Source organism: Pseudomonas sp. St316, from assembly GCF_018325905.1.
Lineage (GTDB): Bacteria > Pseudomonadota > Gammaproteobacteria > Pseudomonadales > Pseudomonadaceae > Aquipseudomonas.
On sequence record NZ_AP021901.1, the window covers coordinates 1,905,195 to 1,923,718 of the forward strand.

Below are 18,524 nucleotides of genomic sequence, written 5' to 3' on the forward strand. Positions count from 1 at the left end.
AAAAATAATGACTGGCCCTTGCCCTGCTTCTTTTTTCCGCTCCACGACGCGCCTGCTGCTGGCTGTCGCGCTGATCGTCGGTGCGAGTCCGTGGGTGACGACGCCTGCCTATAGCGCGGTCGCGTCCTCCGCCGACTCGCTGGACGTGCCGGCGCAGCGGGTGGATGAACGTCTGCCCGCACCCTTGCTGTCGGTCGCCAGGGCTGGCAACGCGATGATCGGCGTCGGTCTGCACGGGCTGATCCAGCGTTCCACCGATGACGGCCGGACCTGGCGGCAGGTCGACAGCCCGGTTTCCAGCGATCTGGTGCAAGTACGCTTTCGCGATGAGCGCAATGGCTGGGTCGTCGGTCACGATGCCTTGGTCATGCGCACCACCGATGGCGGCGACAGCTGGCAGGTGCAACTTGACGGGCGCCGCCTGTTGACGTTGCTCAACGCCTACTACGGCCCGCGGGCCGAAAAAGGCGATGAAGCCGCAGCCCTGGTGCTCAGGGAGGTTGCCATGGCCGCCAGCACTTCGGCGACGCCGGACGTGTTGGCCGCACCGTTTCTGGATGTGATGTTCAATGAACACGGCAGCGGGTTTGTCGTGGGGGCCTTCGGCATGTTGTTGCACAGCGCTGATAACGGCCAGAGCTGGGAACCATGGATCGAGCGCAGCGACAACGATCGACGCATGCACCTGTATGGCCTGGCGCAGCACGCTGGCGCTTTTTATATCGCGGGTGAACAGGGCCTGTTGTTGCGCCTGGACGGTCAGCAACAGCGTTTCGTGAAAATCGATACGCCCTATACCGGTACCTACTTTGGCGTTCGTGCCTTCGATCATCTACTGCTGGCTTACGGACTGCGCGGCAATCTGTTGGCCAGCCGTGATGACGGCCAGCAGTGGCAGCCCGTGGAGACCCGGCTCAATAGCAGCCTGGTCAGTATCGTCGAGCAGGGCAACGCCTTGATCGTCGTAAGCCAGGGGGGGCAATTGGTCAGTGTCGATCGGCAGAGTTTGCAGGTCAGCCCGTTGACCGATGCGCGGGTAGGCGAGGTGTATGCAGCCACCGCCACCAAACAGGCTGGGAGCCTGGTCGTCACGCGCTTCAGCGGCGCGAAGGTCATCGATATCGCCCCGGCCAACTAACGCCGCCGGCACGATTCCCCTACGAGAAAGAAAAAATGGTCGAGCAAAAATTCAACAGCGGGATGCCAGTGATTGCCAACCTGGAGGACTTTGACAAGCACTCCGGTGGCTGGTTTGAACGGGTCATTTTCCGTCATCGCATGGTCGTCATCGTTGCCTGCTTGCTCGCCACGGTCGTGCTGGGCTTCTTTGCTACCCAGCTGCAGGTGAATGCCAGCTTCGAGAAAATGATTCCCAGCTCCAGCCCGTACATCAAGAATTACCTGGCCTATAAAAACCAGTTACCAGGCCTGGGCAACAGCATTCGCGTGGTGGTGGAAAACAAGACCGGTGACATCTACGACGCTGACTACTTGCTGGCCCTGCAGAAGGTCAACGACACCCTGTACCTGATTCCGGGTATCGACCGTTCCTGGATGAAGTCGCTGTGGATGCCCATCGTTCGCTGGAAAGAAGTGACGGAGGAGGGCATCGATGGCGGTGCGGTGATGCCAGCCGATTACGACGGCAGCGACAAGTCGATAAAGGCGCTGCGCCGCAACATCATGCGCGCCGGCATTATCGGCAACCTGGTGGCCAACGACGGCCGGTCGAGCATGATTGTCGCGCCACTGCTCGATACTCATCCGCAGACCGGGAAACCCCTGGACTACGGTGATTTTTCCAAGCAACTGGAAGCACAGATTCGCTCGCTGGAAAGCGACAAGGTGGGCATTCACATTGTCGGTTTCAGCAAGCTGGTCGGTGACCTGATCGACGGCCTGTATTCGGTGATGCTGTTCTTTGGCACCTCGGTGGTGATCGCCGGCCTGTTCGTCTACTGCTATACCCGCTGCCTGCGCAGCACCCTGTTGCTGGTGAGCGTGGCGGTGGCCGGTGTGGTGTGGCTGTTGGGTTTGATGCAGATCCTCGGCTACGAGCTGGATCCGTATTCGATTCTGGTGCCGTTCCTGATTTTTGCCATCGGCATTTCCCATGGCACGCAGAAGATGAACGGCATCCTCCAGGATATTGGCCGGGGCACTCATAAGTATGTGGCCGCGCGATACACCTTCCGCCGTTTGTTCCTCACCGGCCTTACCGCGCTACTGACCAATATCGTCGGTTTTGCCGTGCTGGTGATCATTGATATCCCGGTGATCCGCGACCTGGCCCTGACCACCAGCATCGGTGTGGCGGTGTTGATTTTCACCAAGCTGCTGCTGATTCCGGTGGCGCTGTCATACCTGGGTGTGAGTGAAAAAGCCGCGCGTATCGCCATCGCCAAAGACCAGGCCGATGAAGCCAGCCGAGGTTTGCTTGGGCATATCTGGCGTGGTCTCGACCGCTTCACCGAACGGCCGGCGGCCACGGCAGTCATTGCCTTGTCGCTGTTGGTGACCCTGCTGGGCAGCGTGGTGATGATGCATCTCAAGGTGGGCGACCTGGACCCCGGTGCACCCGAGTTGCGCGCGGACTCACGCTATAACCGTGACAACGCCTACATCACCAGCCATTACGGACTTTCCAGTGACCAGTTCGTGGTCATCATGAAGACCAACGAAGACAGCTGCCGTCTGTACCAGTCGCTGCAAAGCATGGACAAACTGGCCTGGCGCCTGCGCCAGACGCCGGGCGTGCAAACCACCCAATCGCTGGCCGAAACCGTGCGGATGATCAGCTCCGGCATGGCCGAAGGCAGCCCGAAATGGTTGAGCATCAGCCGTGACCAGGCGATCACCAACTCGGCGGTGGACGCGGCGATGATTTCCGCCCCCGGCATCACCAACCAGCAATGCTCGGTGACGCCATTGATTGCCTACCTGGCAGACCACAAGGCCGATACCCTGAGCCGGGTATTGAAGGTCTCCGAGGCGTTCGCCAAGGAAAACAACACCGCCGCCGGCGCCGAGCAGCCGGTGGAATTCCTGCTGGCCGCGGGTAACGCCGGCATCGAGGCCGCCACCAACATCGAGGTTGAGAAGGGCATCATCACGATGTACCTGGCTGTGTATGGCGCCACGGCCTTGCTCTGCCTGCTGACGTTCCGCAGTTGGCGTGCAACGCTGGTGGCGCTGATTCCGCTGCTGATGACCACGATCATCTGCAAGGCGCTAATGGTCTGGTTGGGCATCGGCCTGAAAGTGGCCACCTTGCCGGTCATCGCCGTGGGTGTCGGGGTCGGTGTCGATTACGCGTTGTACCTGCTGAGCGTGCAACTGGCGGTGCAGGCGCGAGGTGGCAGCCTGGCTGTCGCTTATCGCCGCTCGCTGGATTTCACTGGCCGTGTCGTCGCCCTGGTGGGCCTGACCATGGCCGCGGGGGTGATTACCTGGGCCTGGTCGCCGATCAAGTTCCAGGCGGACATGGGCATTCTGCTGACCTTCATGTTCCTGTGGAACATGCTCGGTGCGCTGGTGTTGATCCCGGCCCTGTCACATTACCTGCTCAACCCCAAGGGCAACTCCAAGGCCGGAGTGACGCTTGACCTTGAAGACGCCCGCGCGCAGCAGGAACCGCGTAAGGCCGCGACCAGTGCACCAACACACTCATTGACTGAGCTCGCCTTACCCCGGCGTGCCCGCTGACTAATGGCCGGGCCCAGGCCCTGGCTGGCAATTGCAAGGAGATAAAGATGTTCGAGTTATTGATGAGTGCCGACATGATGGTTCCAGACCCGGACGGCATGACGCAAATGTTGGTCGACAAGCTCGGGATCTACAAACACGAGCGCTGGCGCCAGGCGTTCGATAATCACCCGTACATCGCGCATTTTCTGCGGGTACACAAATCCCTGGCGGTGTCGCCGACGCGCATCGAACCGCAGTGGCACCTGGATCGGCCGAACCCCGGTGACCCGCTGTTTCATGATTTCCTGGAAAGCCTCAAGGATTTCCAGGGCCACCACCGGCCCATGCTTACCCACTCCATCGTGCTGGCGCTGCATGGGGACAAGTTCGACGCGCTGGTGGACAAACTGATGCGTCGTCGCTTGCCATTCCGCATGGCGCAGCGCACCCCGGAAATGCCGTTCGATCGCCTATGGCTGGGGGCGACCCCCGAGCAACCGTATTACCAACCCTCCGTGGACGGCGGCTTGTGCATTGAAATCATGCCGACCGAGCCTTTGCAGATGCCGCCGGAAACCTACCAGCTGCCACCGATGCAACCGCGCGATCTCAAGCCCGGCGACATGGTGCGCGTCACCGCCCGTGGCTTCCTGATACGCGACCTCGATGAAACCCTGCGCAAGGTATCGACCAACCTCGACTGGGAGCCGAGCGGCCCGGTAGAGACCATCGGTAGTGAAGGTTACCGCCGTGCGCGGATGGGCTTCACAGTGCCCAACAGCGCCACCCTCGATGTGCTCGAGGCTACCTACTGGAACACCGACGCCGGCCACTACGTCAATAATTGGGGCCCGGGTCCGTACTACATCCGCATCGGTGTCAACGACCTGGCCGCCAAAGCCGAGGACTTGCGAGCGCGCGGCACTCGGTTCCAGTGGATCGAATCCTCGGCGGCCGTGGGTGGCCGTGCGTTGATCAAGGTCGATCCGCAGGAACTCGATGGCCAAGTCTTCGAGTTCGAGGAGTGCTCTGCATGAGCCCGGCGCAGAACCAGCCGTCTTGCGTGCTGATCAACGATGCCGTGCGCCTGGAGCGGGAGGCCATGGTGGGCTGGGTGGTACTGACCCGGCCCCGGCAGATCAACGCCATCAACGACGACATTCGCCAGGGCGTGCCGCAAGCATTGGCGTTGTTGCAACAAGACCCGGAAATTCGTGTGATCGTGATTCGCGGGGAAGGCGAGCGAGGCTTTTGTGCGGGCGCCGATATCAAGGAACGTCGCGGTCCGGAGTCGAGCCTGCAAGTGCGCCAGCGCATGGAAAAGGTGCGCTGGATCGAAGCGCTGGATGGCATCGGCAAACCCGTGATTGCCGCCATCCATGGCTACTGCATGGGCGGTGGGCTGGAGCTGGTATTGGCGTGTGACATCCGTTTCGCCGCGCCCGATGCCGTGTTCGCCCTGCCGGAAACCGGCCTGGGCCTGATTCCCGGTGGCGGCGGCACGCAACGACTTTCCCGTGTGGTGGCGCCGGGTCAGGCATTGGACATGTTGCTTACCGGTGACCGGGTGGGTGCCGAACACGCGCAGCGCATTGGCCTGGTCAGCCGCCTGGCCAGTGACAACGCCAGCCTGCTGGACGAAGTACGGGCCTTTGCTCAGCGCATCGCCAGCAAACCACCCACCGCGTCGGCCTTTGTCAAACAGGCGGCCCGGGCGGCGCTGGACATGGATCTCAAGCGCGGCCTGGACTTGGAGCTCGATCTGTTCGCCTTGCTGGCCCCGACCAAGGATGCCCGCGAAGCGGCCCAGGCGTTCAGCGAGCGGCGCGAACCGCGCTTTACCGGCGAGTAAAGCGTCACCCAAAAAACAATAAGGAACAGGACATGAGCACAGGAAAACTGGCAGGGCGAGTGGCCATTATTACCGGTTCCGGTGGCGGCCTGGGCGCTGAGTGCGCCCGGGTACTGGCGTCGCATGGTGCAAGTATCGCAGTGGTCGATATCAACTTCGAGGGCGCGACGGCCGTTGCCGAGTCGCTGCTGGCTGCGGGTCATCAAGCCTTGGCGATCGCTACGGACGTGTCCTCGGAAGACGACGTGCGGGCGATGGTCGCCCAGGTGAAACAGCGTTTTGGCCGTGTCGACATCCTGCACAACAACGCGGCGATCCTGAATGCCGAGCAACGTCAGTTGGACCGTGACTTCGTCAACCTCGATATGCAGGCCTGGGATCGCGCCATCGCCGTCAACTTGCGGGGCGCGGTGCTGTGCACCAAGCATGTGATCCCGGTCATGCTGGAGAACGGCAAGGGCTCGATTATCTTTGCCACTTCAGGCCTGGGCATGCAGGGCGATATGTCCCTGACCGGCTACGCCACCTCCAAGGCGGGGCTGATGATGCTGCCGCGCATGGTGGCTTCGCAGTACGGCAAGCAAGGTATTCGTGGTAACGCCGTGCAGATCGGCCTGGCGCCTTCGGAGCACGCCATGCCTGAACCGGTGCTCGACATTCTGCGCGACAACCACTGCACCGCCGAGCTGGGCACACCCCGGCAGATCGCCGATGTCGTGGCATTCCTGGCCAGTGATGAATCCGCCTTTGTCACCGGCACCACACTGGTCGCCGACGGTGGTTTCAGCAGCCACACGCCATCCCTGGTGGCGATGCGCGCGCTCTTTGCGCAGATGGGCCGCACCGGCATGTAACGCTTGCCTCGGCGCCCTCTACGCAGTGCGCCGAGGCTGATCTTCGCCGCTACAGCCGCCGTGCTTGTATTTCGACATTGGAAGCCTGAAATGAACCAGAACCAAATTGAGAGAAACACTGATTTCGATGTAATCGTGGTCGGTGGGGGTACCAACGGCCTGTCAGCGGGCTGTTACTTGGGCATGGAAGGCAAAAAAGTGTTGGTCCTTGAGGCGTTGGACAAGGTTGGCGGGATGGCCTCGTCTGGCTACCTGATACCCGAAGCGCCGCAGCATCTGGTACACCCCTGTGCCTTGGACATGATGTCGATGCGTGTGCATTCCCATGTGCCGCTGGAATTGGGACTGGAGCGCCACGGCTTCAAATCGGTGGAGCTCGCGCCGGGGTATGTCTACCTCCACCCGGATGGGCAGTCGCTGATTTTCTGGCGTGACCGTGAGAAAACCGCTGCCGAGATACGCCGCTTCAGCAGCAAGGACGCCGAGGCGTTTCTTCAGTTCATGAAGGTCATCGACATGTTCCTCGATATCGCGCTGCCGATGATGCGGGTCGACCCGGCGAAAACCAACCTGGGCGTGAAGCTGAAAATGCTCGGCACCGCGCTTAAGCACAAAGCCTTGAAACCCGAGCTGATGGCGCTGATGACGGGCTCTGCGTTGCAGGCGGCCCGTGAGCGCTTCGAGCATCCGGTGACCCTTTCTGCGATGTGCGCACTCACCGGCCTGGCGGGCGATATCAGCGCCGATGGCGGTGGCATCTATTACGCCTTGCTCGGTTTCCTCCATCGTTTTGGCGTGGGCCGGGTGATGGGGGGTATGCAGCAGTTGAGCAATGCCATGCAGGCTCGATTGGAAGAGTTGGGCGGCCAGGTGCTGGTATCGGCCAGCGTCAGTGAAATCGTCGCCAGGCAAGGTCAGGTCAAAGGCGTGAAGCTGGCCGACGGTCGCGAGTTCACGGCCCGTGCAGTCATTGCCGGTTGTCATCCCAAGCCAGCGCTGGACATGGTCACCCGCGGCGAGATCCCGCAACACCTGCTGACCCGCATCGCCATGGCGCCGGCCAACGGCAAGGGCTCGGGACCGCTCAAAGTGGATGTCGCCTTGCGTGGGCAGATTTCCCTGCCACGTTTCGCTGCCGCGCGCGGCGACGGTGTGGATCTGCGCAAGACCGTGATGTTGATCGGCACCGAAGAGGCCGTGCTGGAAAACTTCGCCGCCTGCGCCCGTGGCGAGGTCCCCAAATTGCCCTATATCACCGTGGCCGCACCAAGCGCCGCGGATCCCTCCCAGGCGCCAGCCGGCCAGGATGTGTTGTACATCTACCCGCCCGTGATGCCGGTGAACCCCAACGAAGGCTGGGACGCGTTGCGTGAGCGAGTGGCCGACCAGGTGCAGGAACAGTTGTACGACTATATCGAGGGTATCGAAGGGCAAGTGATTGGCCGACGCATCGAGGCCGCCCCGGACTTTACCGAACGCCTGAACACCGTGAATGGCTGCGTGGTGCATATCGACACCACCTCGATGCGCTCGAGTACCATGCGCCCGGCATACGGCTTGGGAGGCGATACCTTGCCGGTGGCGGGATTGTATTTGGGCAGTGCCGGCATTCACCCGGGCGGCGGAGTCAATGGCATGGCCGGCCGGCTGGCGGCCAGGCGGGTGAGCAAGTACCTGAGTAAAAAAGGCAACTGAACCGTCGACAGATAAACCTGTGGGAGCGAGCCTGCTCGCGAAGGTGGTGTGTCAGGCGGCGATGATGGTGCAAGTGCTTGCCCCTTCGCGAGCAGGCTCGCTCCCACAAAGAGATCATGTTCAGGTAACGCGGGTAAACCTGTGGGAGCGAGCCTGCTCGCGAAAACGCGCCGACAGCCTTAAACGCTGTCGGCGTTCTTTTCTGCCCCCAGTGAAATACTCGCCAGGACAAAGTCCGCCGAGTACTGACGCCAGATGGCCATGCCTTGGGCCGAGTCGGTGTCCAACCCGGCGAGTGCCGACATCGAATAGCGGTTGGTGAACCAGCCAGTGGTCACCAAAGATGCACTGGCCAGCAAAAGGCGCGGGTTGATACCCCCACGGAAATCACCATTGGCAGCGCCGCGCAGCAGAATCGCGTCGAGTTTGGCGATCAGTTTCGGCGCCATTTCCAGGAAATGGTTACGGGGTGTTTCGTGGGTATCGTGGTAGCGGATGCCCTCCAGCGCCAGGCTGCCAAGGAAGGGGTCCAGGCGGTACTGATCGAAGAAATGGTTGAGCACGACGCGCATCGCTTCCGGTGGTGGAAGCGCTTCGACATTGAGGTTGACCAGCTCGGACATGATGTTGTCCGAAGACTCATCCAGTACCGCTACAAACAGCCCTTCCTTGGACTTGTAGTAGTGGTAGACCAACTGCTTGGTGACGCCCGCATCCCGGGCAATTTCTTCCACTCGCGCACCGGCCAGGCCCTTTTTGGCGAACTCCATGCGCGCAGCAGCGAGCAGGCGATTCATCGTATTGCGCTTGCCCTGTTCGCCACCTTCTCCTGCCTTCACCGCCACCTCGTACTCCTCATGCCTGCATGGGGCAGGCTATTGATACTTTGAAGCATTTTCCCGTGGGCCTTCGTTTGACCCTAAGTCAAACGAAGCCGGCCACCGGTATGGATGCAAGCGCATACCATAGGTTAGCAGCCGGGCAATCTTGGTGTGCAAGAGCCATAAAAACAAGACGGGAGACCCTGATGAACAACGACAGCGCGGCACTGGACCTGGCAACCGCTTATTCTGCCGTATCGCAAATGTACCGCGGCACCGACCTGGATATTCACGCGGTGTGCCGCGAGCAACGGCTGAAATCGCCCATCTATGAAGGCGACTTCATCACCCAGTTCGGCGTTCCGACCAATGCCGGGACCCAGCAGGGCACTCGCCCGACCTTCGCCTTGTTCAAGTACCAGGATGTGATGACCGTCCTGCGCGACGGTGCGACCTACACCAGTGGATTCATTGCCGAAGGTCTGGGCGCGTTCTTCGATGGCCTGATCATTCTTGCCATGGACGGTGACGAACACCGCAAGGTCCGCGCCTTGCTGCAACCGGCATTCATGCCGGAGACCGTGAACAAATGGCGCCCGCAGATCGATCAAGTGATTCGCGAAGAATACATCCGGCCGATGCTGCCAGCGAAGAAGGCCGACTTGATGAAGTTCGGCCTCGAACTGCCGATTCGCATCATGTACGCCTTGATGGGCTTCCCTTCGGATGACCCCTCCAAGTACAAGCAATACGCCGCCTGGGCCTTGGCCATTGTCGGCGGCAACCAGATTGACCCGAGCAAAATGGCTGAAGCGCGCCGCCAGGCCGGCATCGCCGTCAAAGGGCTGTACGACGCGCTGGCCGAGGTCGTGGTGCAACGCCGTGCCGAGGGTAGCCAGGGCGATGATGTGATCGGGCGTTTGCTGCGTGCCGAATACGAAGGGCGCACGCTGGATGACCATGAAGTGATCACCTTCACCCGCTCGTTGTTGCCGGCCGCTGGCGAAACCACCACGCGCATGTTCGGCTCGGTGATGACCTTGCTACTGACCACGCCCGGCCTGCTGGAGCGCGTCAAGGCCGACCGCTCGCTGATCGGTAAACTGATGGACGAAACCACCCGCTTCGAGCCGGTCGCCACCTTCAAGGTGCGTGAAACCGCCAAAGAAGTGGAGTTTCACGGCGTGAAGATTCCCAAGGGTTCGTTTGTCCAGTGCATGGTGGTGTCCGCCAACCGCGACGAAGACGCTTTTGAAAACCCCGATGTATTCGACATCGATCGCAAGCCAAAACCCTCCTTTGGTTTTGGCTTTGGCCCGCACATGTGCATCGGTCAATTCGTAGCCAAGGTGGAAATCAGCTGCGCGGTCAACGCGATCCTCGATCTATTCCCCAATTTGCGCCTCGACCCGAGCGAGCCTGTCCCGCAGATCGGCGGGGCGCAACTGCGCGGCGTGTCCAAGCTTCCGGTGATCTGGGACTAACCACGCCTAAGAGCCATCTCCAGGCCTCAACAAAAACAACAGAGGGCATTATGAGAACGTTCAAGACCATTCCGGAACGCGGTGATTTTGGCTTTCAACAACTGGTCGGGCCGCACAAGGTCACGGGGGCTTCGATGTCCGCCGAACGCGGTTTCTTCGGGCTGCACCTGAGCAAGAGTTCCCCGTTCGGGTCGGTGCGCGATGAACAAGGCAACATCTATTCATTCGTGCGTTCGCTGATGGCGCCCAATGGCACCCCGAACCCGACCAAGTTCTTCTACCTGAACAACCACGTCGACAACGTCAACCTGCGCATGGACCACGAAAAAATGGCCCGGCAGGCCCTGACGCCGTTGCCCGTGCACAGCCTGGAAGGCGATGTCGCACGCTGGGCCAGCCAACCGGGTGAGCCCGGTAATGGTTGGGAAATCACGGCCAGCAGCGAGCGCCTGACCTGGAAGGAAGAAGGCCTGTTTCACCTGGAAGGGCGTCTGCTCGGCCCGGGACTGCAGTGGTACTTGCCGGGTGTGGACTGGGGCACCTTCTACGTTTCGCAGTTGTGGGACATCGCCGGTGTCTGCGAGGGGCGGGCGGTGAAAGGTGCCATGGCGCTGGACCAGTTCTACATGGCCGAAGGCGGCGCTATTCACTTCAAGAAAGACCTGGTGGTGAACAACAACAAGCACGTGATCTGGTGGTCCTTTGTCACCGTTTACAAAGACGGCAGCTGGGACACCGGTTCCTTCATGGTCGGTCACGACCACTTGGGCTACGCCATTTTCAACAATGAAAAGGGCGAGGTACGGGTCACCACCGATATCGAAGGGCAAACCGTGCACAAGGACGGCAGTTACTTCCTGAAGTCGGCCAAAATTGTCCTGGAAGGCCAGGAAGAGTGGGAGTTCCTGCCCGACGAGAAGGGGGAGATGATCGACTTCGTCGGTGGCTTCCCGATCACGGCGCAGCAGGAAGGACGCTGGCGTCGGGTGGGCGATACCCGTGAGCCTTCGCACTGGCTGGGCTGGGGCGAATCGGACCGACGTAACGGCTCGGCCCGTAACGTTCCAGGCAAGGACCTGTAGTCGGTCGGGTGCGCCGGGTTGCGATGGGTTACCCGGCGCGCGCGCTGCGTCAAAAGCCTCTTCTAATAACAACAATGAGGAACCGCAATGAAATTCCGTGACAAAGTCGTGCTGGTCACCGGTGCCGGTCGAGGCATGGGCCGTGCCATTGCCCTGGCCTATGCCCGCGAGGGCGCCAAGGTGGTCGTATCGGCACGCACCGCTCGATACGGCGAAGAAACGATCAGCCAGATCAAGGCCCTGGGCGGTGAGGCCTGTCTGGTCGGTGGCGACATCGCCGACCGCGAGGCGATCAAGTCGATGGTGGAAGGTGGCGTGGAGCGTTTTGGCGGCCTGGATATCGTGGTGCATTGCGCGGCCGATACGAGCCACGGATTGATCGCCGACATGGCCGATGACACCTTCGATCACATCGTGCGCAGCAACATCCAGTCGTTGTTCTGGCTGGCCAAGGACAGCGCCTTTTACCTGTCCCGGGCGGTCGATAAAGGCCGGTTGATATTCATCTCCTCCGGCGAAGCCAACCGCAAATATACGCCTCGACTGATTGCCTATAGCTCCAGCAAAGCCTTTATGAACGCCTTCGCTCGTGGCTTGGCGGTGGAGTTCGGCGCCATGAATATTCTGGTCAATGTTGTCGAGCCCGGGCTGATCGGCACTGACCATATGCTGGAAACCCTGGGCAATGAACTGCCGCATAAACTCGCGGCACATTTTCCCGTGGGGCGTTTGGGTGAGTCCGCCGACATTGCCAATGCCGTACTGTTTCTGACCTCCAACGAGGCCTCCTACATCACTGGCACCTCGCTGCTGGTGGATGGAGGCGCCACCATGGTCGCGCTGCCCAAAGTCGAAGAAATCCTCAAGGGCCACTAATCATGTCGCGCGTCCGCAATGGCGGGCCGCGCTGGGAGTCAGGTCATGACTACAAATACACGCAACAGCACCACCTCGGCCCACGCCGGCAATGATTTCTCCGAGTTCAAGCGTGGCTGGCACATTGTCCTGCTGGGGTTGTTTGGCATCTGCACGAGCATTTCCGCTGCGTTGCTGTATTCCTTCGGCACCCTGGTGATTCCGCTGGAGCAGGCGTTCGGCTGGAGTCGTGGCGACTTGCAGGCCTCGATCACCTTTCTGTTTGCTGGTGTGGCGATTTCCACGCAGTTGGTGGGTGGGTTGTATCGCCGTTACGGATTGCGCCGAGTGGCGATTGTTTCGATGGTGCTGCAGATCGTCGGTTACCTGGCCATCACCCGGATCCAGGGCTCGATTGGCTGGTTGTACCTGGCATTCTTCATCATGCCGATCATCTGCGCCGGCACCATTGCGATTACCTGGACACAACTGGTCAACCTGTGGTTCGAGCGTAATCGTGGGTTGGCGCTGGCCGTGATCCTGTGTGGCACCGGCTTGATGGCGATGATTCTGCCGCCGCTGTTGTCGCGGTTGATTGCCGCCTACGGCTGGCAGGCCGGGTTCATTGCGTTGGCGGCGATGCCGATGCTGTTTACCCTGCCTTTGTCATTGATGTGGTTACGCATGCCGGCACCGCTCGCCAGTGCTGATGCCACGCCTCAGAAAGCGCTTGCGCAACTGACTGGCATGTCGTTCAGACAAGCCTTGCGCTCAGGGATGTACTGGGGCTTCAACGTCGCGTTGATATTGTCGGTGTCGTTGACCGTCGGCATGGTCACCAACCTCGTGCCGATGCTGCAAAGCAAGGGCTTGAGCCCCCAGCAGGCCAGTCAGATTTTCAGCAGCTTTGGTATTTCCATCATCGGCGGACGTTTGTTGGTGGGCTATCTGCTGGATCGCTATTCACCTTCGGTGGTCGCGGCCGTGAGCCTGGCGCTACCGGCGCTGGGTTGTGCGATCTTCCTCTTGGGCGGGGCGCAGAACACCTCGTTGCTGGTCCTTGCCACCCTGTGCATTGGCGCCAGTGCCGGGGCTGAATTCGATCTGGCGGCCTTCCTGATGGCCCGCTATTTCGGCCTGAAGGACTACGCGCGAATCTTTGGTTTGCACCTGTGCCTGATTACCATCGTCTCCGGGCTGGTGCCCATGCTGTTCGGTCATCTTTATGACGTGTACGGCAGTTATTCGGCGGTGCTGGTGTGCTGTTTCTGTTGCGCCATCATCGGTCCGATCATTCTGTTGTGGTTGAAGATGGAGCCGGCATTCCTGGCCCGTCAACAAAACCCGCAGCAAGGACAACACGCCTGACCCCACCTGAGGATGAACCTGATATGAGCATGGACAAACAAGCAATCGAGCACTTCCTGCACGGCCAGATCGACTGCTGGAATAAAGGCGACAAAGAGGGTTTTTTCGCCCATTACCGCAGCGTCTCGGCCAATGGCTTGAGTATCGAATATGTCGGCAAACCCCTGCATGATGCCTGGCAGGTGTTGGAAGGCATGTGGGCGCTACAGCAGCCGAAGATTCGCGTGGAGGTGCGCCAGTGCATCGTCAATGGCAATGAGGCGGCCTGTCATCACCTGAACGCCTTTCGCGAGCAGCAAGGTGGCATCGAGACGATCGAGTTGTACCGATTCGAAGACGGCAAGTTGTCTGTGCGTTATTTCATCAACCAGTAACCGTGGACGCCCTGGTGCGTGCAGCTTTTGTCAAGAAAGGCTATGCGCACCTGCGGTTATTCGCCATCGGTGGAGCAGGTCAGCGGCCGCCACTGCTCGATTTGCGCGAGCATCTTGTCGAGCTTGTCGCGGACTTGCTGATAAGCGTCGGAGCCTGCCAGGTAACGCAACGGTGGCTGCGCACTGTTGGCCAGCTGTACCAGCGCGCTGCCCAGTTTCGTCGGGCTGCCGGTTTGCCGGTGGTTGTAGGCGGCCGAAGCGCTTTTGACCTTGGCGGTGAATGTTGCGTAATCCTCTAGCCCACCTGCACCGAAGACCGCTGAACTGGCGTCGAGAAAGTCGGTACGGAAAACGCCGGGTTCCACCAGCGTGACCTTGATACCGAACGGCGCCACCTCCAGGGCCAGTGATTCGGAAAAACCTTCCACGGCAAATTTCGACGCGCAATACAGCGCCGCACCGCCCATGCCCACCAGGCCGCCCATCGAGGACAGATTGAATATATGGCCGCTGCGTTGCTGGCGCATGATGGGTAAGACGGCACGGCAGACGTTGAACACACCAAACACGTTGGTCGCGAACTGCTTGTCGGCGTCGCTGGCGAAATTGTCTTCAAAGGGCCCCAGTTGCCCGTAGCCGGCATTGTTGACCAGCACATCAATTCGGCCAAAACGCGCAACGGCCTTCTCTGCGGCGGCAAGCGCCTGGGCTTCATCGGTCACATCCAGGGCCACTGCCAGCACGCGCTCGCCATACTCGGCGAAGACATTTTCCAGCGCGTCGGTGCGCCTGCCGCTGACCACCACACGGTCGCCGTCGGTCAGCGCGGCCTTGGCAATGGCGGCACCCAGGCCTCGGGCCGCACCGGTAATAAACCAGACTTTGTTCATCGCATCGCTCCAGGCATTGTGCAAAAAAAAGCCGCGTCAGCTTTGGGGCGGGCGCGGCTGCGGGTTTACAGGTCCGCAGTGCTCAGTCGCGATTGGCCACTTCCCAGGCCTTCAGGTCGAAACCGTCAGCGGCGGCTTCGACAGCCGTCAGCTTGGGCGCGCGGGCGAGGATCTTGCGCGCGGCCATGTGATCACCCATGCGGTTGCAAGACTCCACGGCCACCAGGCGGTCATTGCGGAAACACAGCACAGAGACTTGTTTCTCGTCGACGGAGCCGAGGACAACGGTGCTGTCGTAGCCATTGGAGAGCCCGGCAATCTGCAGCTTCAAGTCCCCCTGATCGGTCCAGAACCAGGGCAGGGCGCTGTAAGGCGCCGGCTTGCCCATCAAGCGCGCGACGACCGCGCGGGCCTGGTCGACGGCGTTCTGCACCGACTCGAGGCGGGTATGTTGTTCATCGTTCTGCTGGCAAGGGAAACTGGCGACGTCGCCCACCGCGGAGATTCGCGGGTCAGAAGTCAGGAGGCTGGCGTCTACCTTGATGCCGTTCTCGATGTCCAGGCCTGCTTCGGTCGCCAGTTGCGCGTTGGGGATCACGCCGATACCAAAGACCACCAGGTCAGCGGGCAGGACACGTCCGTCACCGGTTTGCACCGCGCACACCTTGCCGTTGTCGCCATCGATGCGGCTCAAGCCCTGGCGGAAGTCAAAATGCACGCCCCAGGCTTCATGGGCCTGGCGAAACACTGCAGACATCTCCCGCGACACGGCACGGGCCATGGGGCGCTCACCCAGCTCCAACACGTGCACGCTGGCGCCCAAGGCAGCGGCCACTGCCGCGAACTCCAGGCCGATAAACCCGGCCCCAATCACCACCACGTTGCGCGCTGCTTTCGCGAGCGGCGCCAGGGCATCGGCATCGGCTTTGGTCTTGATACCGAACACTTGCGCCAACTCTGCGCCGGGAACCGGCAGGGGACGGTTGTGCGCACCGGTGGCCAACACCAGATGGTCATAACTGACAGCCGCACCCGAGGCCAGGATCACCCGTTGGTTCTGGCGGTCAATGGCGCTGACCTGGTCATGTAGCAGTTCAATACGCTGGGTGGCGTAAAAGTCCGCCGGGCGAAACAGCAGATTGGTCGCCTGGATTTTGCCGAGCAGATAGGCCTTGGACAGCGGCGGTCGCTGATAGGGCAGGCCTGGTTCATCGCCGATCAGGGTAATGCGCCCGTCATAGCCTTCCTGACGCAGGGAGGCAGCGACCTGAAAGCCGGCCTGGCCGGCACCGACGATAACGACTGAGGCGAGGGTCATGAGAGCTCCTTCAAGTGCATTCAGAATTGCGACGACGGCAGGTGCAGCACCATGCCGTCCATTTCTTGGCTGATGATCAACTGGCAGCTCAAGCGGCTGTTGTCGCGGCGTTCGAAGGCGTACTCGAGCATGTCGCTTTCCATGCCTTGCGGTGCTTGCACCTTGCCCAGCCAGGCCTCGTCCACGTAGGTATGGCAAGTAGCGCAACTGCAGGCGCCACCGCAGTCGGCGGAAATACCGGGCACCGAGGCGAAGGTCGCGGCTTGCATCACCGATTGGCCGATGTCGCCCTTGACCTGATGGGTGGTGCCGTTGTGTTCGATAAACGTCAATGTGGGCATGTTCTGCTCCGGTTCTTGTTGTGGGGGGAGGGCTCAGGATTGGCTGGGAAGTGGTTGCGCATTGAAGCGTGGTACGCGTCCCAGGGTCAGTAAAAGCAGCGGACCGACCAGGCAACAGGCGGCGCTGTACACCAGCATTGCCGTGTACGAACCAGTACGTGCCAGCAGGTAGGCGAAAAGCAATGGCGCCAGCGCCGAAGCCACGGTATTCAAGCCCTGATGGACGCCAAACAGACGACCGTACTCGCGCAGGCCGAAGTAGCGGGCAATCAAAAAGGCGGCAATATCGAATTCTGCCCCGGCGCCAAAGCCGATCAGTACGGCAGCCAGCATCAGCGGCGCAAATTCAGCGGTGGGGCTCAGGTAGATAAAACAACCGACGGCGGGCAACACCAGGCTGAGCGCGGACACCGCCGGTGGCCACAGGCGATCGAGCAGATAGCCGATCAACATCCGGCCGAAGATCAGCGAAATACCAAAACCGCTGAAAATGGTGGCGGCATCCGCAGCGGACAACCCCCTGGATTGCAGCATGGGCACGGTGCTCGTGACCATGCCAACGATCGAAGAAATCACCAGGCTGAGCGCCAGGTTGCAGGTCCAGAACTTCAGCGAGCCCATACCCTCACGAAAGCCCATGCCGGGCAATCGCTCCAGTGCATGGCCGTCGTCTTGGCTACCCGCCGCAGCGGGCAGCTTGAACCACAGCAGAATCAGAGGCAACAAAACCAGCAGGTTGAGCAGGGCGAGAATCACGAAGGCCGCGCGCCAGTCCCATTGTTCGATCCCCCATGCCATCAACCGGGGAATAGTGGCGGCGGTGAGACCGGTGCCGGACAGGCCGATGGCCAATGCCAGGCCGCGATTGCGGTCAAACCAAAGGCTCAACAGTTGTGTCCAGGTCACCGCCAGTGCGCCCATGCCCACGATCGGCAGCACTGCAAAGGCGATGTACATCGACCAGATCGATTGGGTCAGTTGGGTTGTCGCCAGGTAGCCGAGTGACAACAACAGCAGGGAAATGACCGTGACGCGCTTCATGCCATAGCGCAGGTTGAACCAACCCACCAGTTGCAGTGACACCACGGCGCCGCCAAACAGAAAGGTGATGCAGGCCTGCAGCTCGCTTCTGCTCCAGCCAAAGGCATCGCCGAGCGGCACGACCAATGTGCCGAAGCCATAGAGCAGGGCGGCATTGATGCTGATGGCAACACCGGCGACGGACAAAATGAGAATTTTCCAGCTCTGTCGAAATTCGCGCGGATCGATTGCGGCTTGGTTTGTAGACGGGTGCATGGGGTTGGCTTCCTTATAGGTTTTGTTGAGCCAAGCATTGCTACAAGGGGGAAATGAATCCACCCTCAGCAGATTCTTTGAACAGAATCTGGTTTTTTATTCAGAATAAAATCAAAAATTCCGCTTTGTCCAGCCCAACCATCTGACTTATAGACAAACGAATTCCCTGCGTGGGGGCCTCCTTCGGACCAATCTGGGCCTCTGGGAGCGAGCAAGTTCGCCCACATGGATCTTTGTCTGGCACGGCGATCGTCCCAGGTGACTGCCAGCATAGCCGTGCCAAATATTAATTGCACATAAAATAAAATAGTGTTCATAATTTGCCGAGGCTGAACCTGATAAGGAGAAAAAAATGAGTTCAGAAAAAGCGCAATTCAAAGCCGTGGTAGACCGTAGCCGCTGCTGTGGTTATGGTTTATGTGCCGCGATTTGCCCCAGCCTGTACAAGCTCGATGCCGATGGCCTGGTGTATTTCGACGACGCCCATATCCCCCCGGAGTTGGAGGAGGAGGCCCGTGAGGGCGCTGCCGCCTGTCCCGCCGAGGCGATCTGGCTTGAACCCATCACCTCGGAAAACGAAGCCGTTTGACGGCATGAACGTTTGCCG

General features: G+C 60.5%; 17 protein-coding genes. 12 read left to right on the forward strand and 5 right to left on the reverse strand.

Annotated elements, in window-relative coordinates; genetic code table 11:
• Positions 1 to 7: 7 nt before the first annotated feature.
• The 6 genes from KI237_RS08590 to KI237_RS08615 all read left to right on the forward strand — a co-directional run bounded on the left by KI237_RS08590 (position 8) and on the right by KI237_RS08615 (position 8,088).
• Positions 8 to 1,138: a YCF48-related protein gene (locus KI237_RS08590; protein WP_014338793.1), complete on the forward strand. Its 1,131-nt coding sequence runs from the start codon at positions 8 to 10 to the stop codon at positions 1,136 to 1,138.
• Positions 1,139 to 1,173: 35 nt separating this feature from the next.
• Positions 1,174 to 3,705, forward strand: coding sequence for an efflux RND transporter permease subunit (locus tag KI237_RS08595; RefSeq protein ID WP_014338794.1), 2,532 nt, complete (start codon positions 1,174 to 1,176; stop codon positions 3,703 to 3,705).
• 47 nt (positions 3,706 to 3,752) lie between these two features.
• Complete coding sequence (locus KI237_RS08600; RefSeq protein ID WP_102617436.1) at positions 3,753 to 4,724, forward strand: VOC family protein; 972 nt, start codon at positions 3,753 to 3,755, stop codon at positions 4,722 to 4,724.
• A complete protein-coding gene (locus KI237_RS08605; RefSeq protein ID WP_014338796.1) occupies positions 4,721 to 5,539 on the forward strand; it encodes an enoyl-CoA hydratase/isomerase family protein in 819 nt (272 codons plus the stop codon). The genes KI237_RS08600 and KI237_RS08605 overlap by 4 nt, the downstream gene beginning before the upstream one ends.
• Before the next feature lie 32 nt (positions 5,540 to 5,571).
• Positions 5,572 to 6,393, forward strand: a complete 822-nt coding sequence (locus KI237_RS08610; protein ID WP_014338797.1) for an SDR family NAD(P)-dependent oxidoreductase — start codon at positions 5,572 to 5,574, stop codon at positions 6,391 to 6,393.
• Positions 6,394 to 6,483: 90 nt separating this feature from the next.
• Positions 6,484 to 8,088, forward strand: a complete 1,605-nt coding sequence (locus KI237_RS08615; RefSeq protein ID WP_014338798.1) for a phytoene desaturase family protein — start codon at positions 6,484 to 6,486, stop codon at positions 8,086 to 8,088.
• A 179-nt stretch (positions 8,089 to 8,267) separates the two neighbouring features.
• On the opposite strand, the gene KI237_RS08620 is transcribed toward KI237_RS08615, so the two are convergent.
• Positions 8,268 to 8,933, reverse strand: a complete 666-nt coding sequence (locus KI237_RS08620) for a TetR/AcrR family transcriptional regulator (protein WP_014338799.1) — start codon at positions 8,931 to 8,933, stop codon at positions 8,268 to 8,270.
• A 182-nt stretch (positions 8,934 to 9,115) separates the two neighbouring features.
• On the opposite strand from KI237_RS08620, the gene KI237_RS08625 reads away from it, so the two are divergent.
• The 5 genes from KI237_RS08625 to KI237_RS08645 all read left to right on the forward strand — a co-directional run bounded on the left by KI237_RS08625 (position 9,116) and on the right by KI237_RS08645 (position 14,072).
• Complete coding sequence (locus tag KI237_RS08625; protein ID WP_014338800.1) at positions 9,116 to 10,393, forward strand: cytochrome P450; 1,278 nt, start codon at positions 9,116 to 9,118, stop codon at positions 10,391 to 10,393.
• Positions 10,394 to 10,443: 50 nt separating this feature from the next.
• A complete protein-coding gene (locus tag KI237_RS08630; protein ID WP_014338801.1) occupies positions 10,444 to 11,475 on the forward strand; it encodes a hypothetical protein in 1,032 nt (343 codons plus the stop codon).
• Between the two features lie 87 nt (positions 11,476 to 11,562).
• Entirely contained in the window at positions 11,563 to 12,351 is a 789-nt protein-coding gene (locus tag KI237_RS08635) for an SDR family NAD(P)-dependent oxidoreductase (protein ID WP_014338802.1), read from the forward strand.
• A 45-nt stretch (positions 12,352 to 12,396) separates the two neighbouring features.
• The gene (locus KI237_RS08640) at positions 12,397 to 13,698 is read left to right on the forward strand and encodes an MFS transporter (RefSeq protein ID WP_014338803.1); all 1,302 of its coding nucleotides are present in this window, start codon (positions 12,397 to 12,399) and stop codon (positions 13,696 to 13,698) included.
• 23 nt (positions 13,699 to 13,721) lie between these two features.
• On the forward strand, positions 13,722 to 14,072 hold the full coding sequence (locus KI237_RS08645) for a nuclear transport factor 2 family protein (protein ID WP_014338804.1): 351 nt from the start codon (positions 13,722 to 13,724) through the stop codon (positions 14,070 to 14,072).
• 56 nt (positions 14,073 to 14,128) lie between these two features.
• Here the strand turns inward: KI237_RS08645 and KI237_RS08650 are convergent, their stop codons facing one another.
• From KI237_RS08650 to KI237_RS08665, 4 genes are all read right to left on the reverse strand, one after another.
• A complete protein-coding gene (locus KI237_RS08650; protein WP_014338805.1) occupies positions 14,129 to 14,962 on the reverse strand; it encodes an oxidoreductase in 834 nt (277 codons plus the stop codon).
• 82 nt (positions 14,963 to 15,044) lie between these two features.
• A complete protein-coding gene (locus KI237_RS08655) occupies positions 15,045 to 16,280 on the reverse strand; it encodes an NAD(P)/FAD-dependent oxidoreductase (protein WP_014338806.1) in 1,236 nt (411 codons plus the stop codon).
• A 20-nt stretch (positions 16,281 to 16,300) separates the two neighbouring features.
• Positions 16,301 to 16,621: a 2Fe-2S iron-sulfur cluster-binding protein gene (locus tag KI237_RS08660; protein ID WP_014338807.1), complete on the reverse strand. Its 321-nt coding sequence runs from the start codon at positions 16,619 to 16,621 to the stop codon at positions 16,301 to 16,303.
• Between the two features lie 33 nt (positions 16,622 to 16,654).
• Positions 16,655 to 17,917 (reverse strand): MFS transporter, encoded by a 1,263-nt coding sequence (locus tag KI237_RS08665; protein ID WP_014338808.1) that lies wholly within the window; start codon positions 17,915 to 17,917, stop codon positions 16,655 to 16,657.
• 352 nt (positions 17,918 to 18,269) lie between these two features.
• On the opposite strand from KI237_RS08665, the gene KI237_RS08670 reads away from it, so the two are divergent.
• Positions 18,270 to 18,506 carry a ferredoxin gene (locus tag KI237_RS08670; RefSeq protein ID WP_014338809.1) on the forward strand — a complete coding sequence of 79 codons (237 nt, stop codon included), beginning with the start codon at positions 18,270 to 18,272 and terminating at the stop codon, positions 18,504 to 18,506.
• Positions 18,507 to 18,524: the final 18 nt, after the last annotated feature.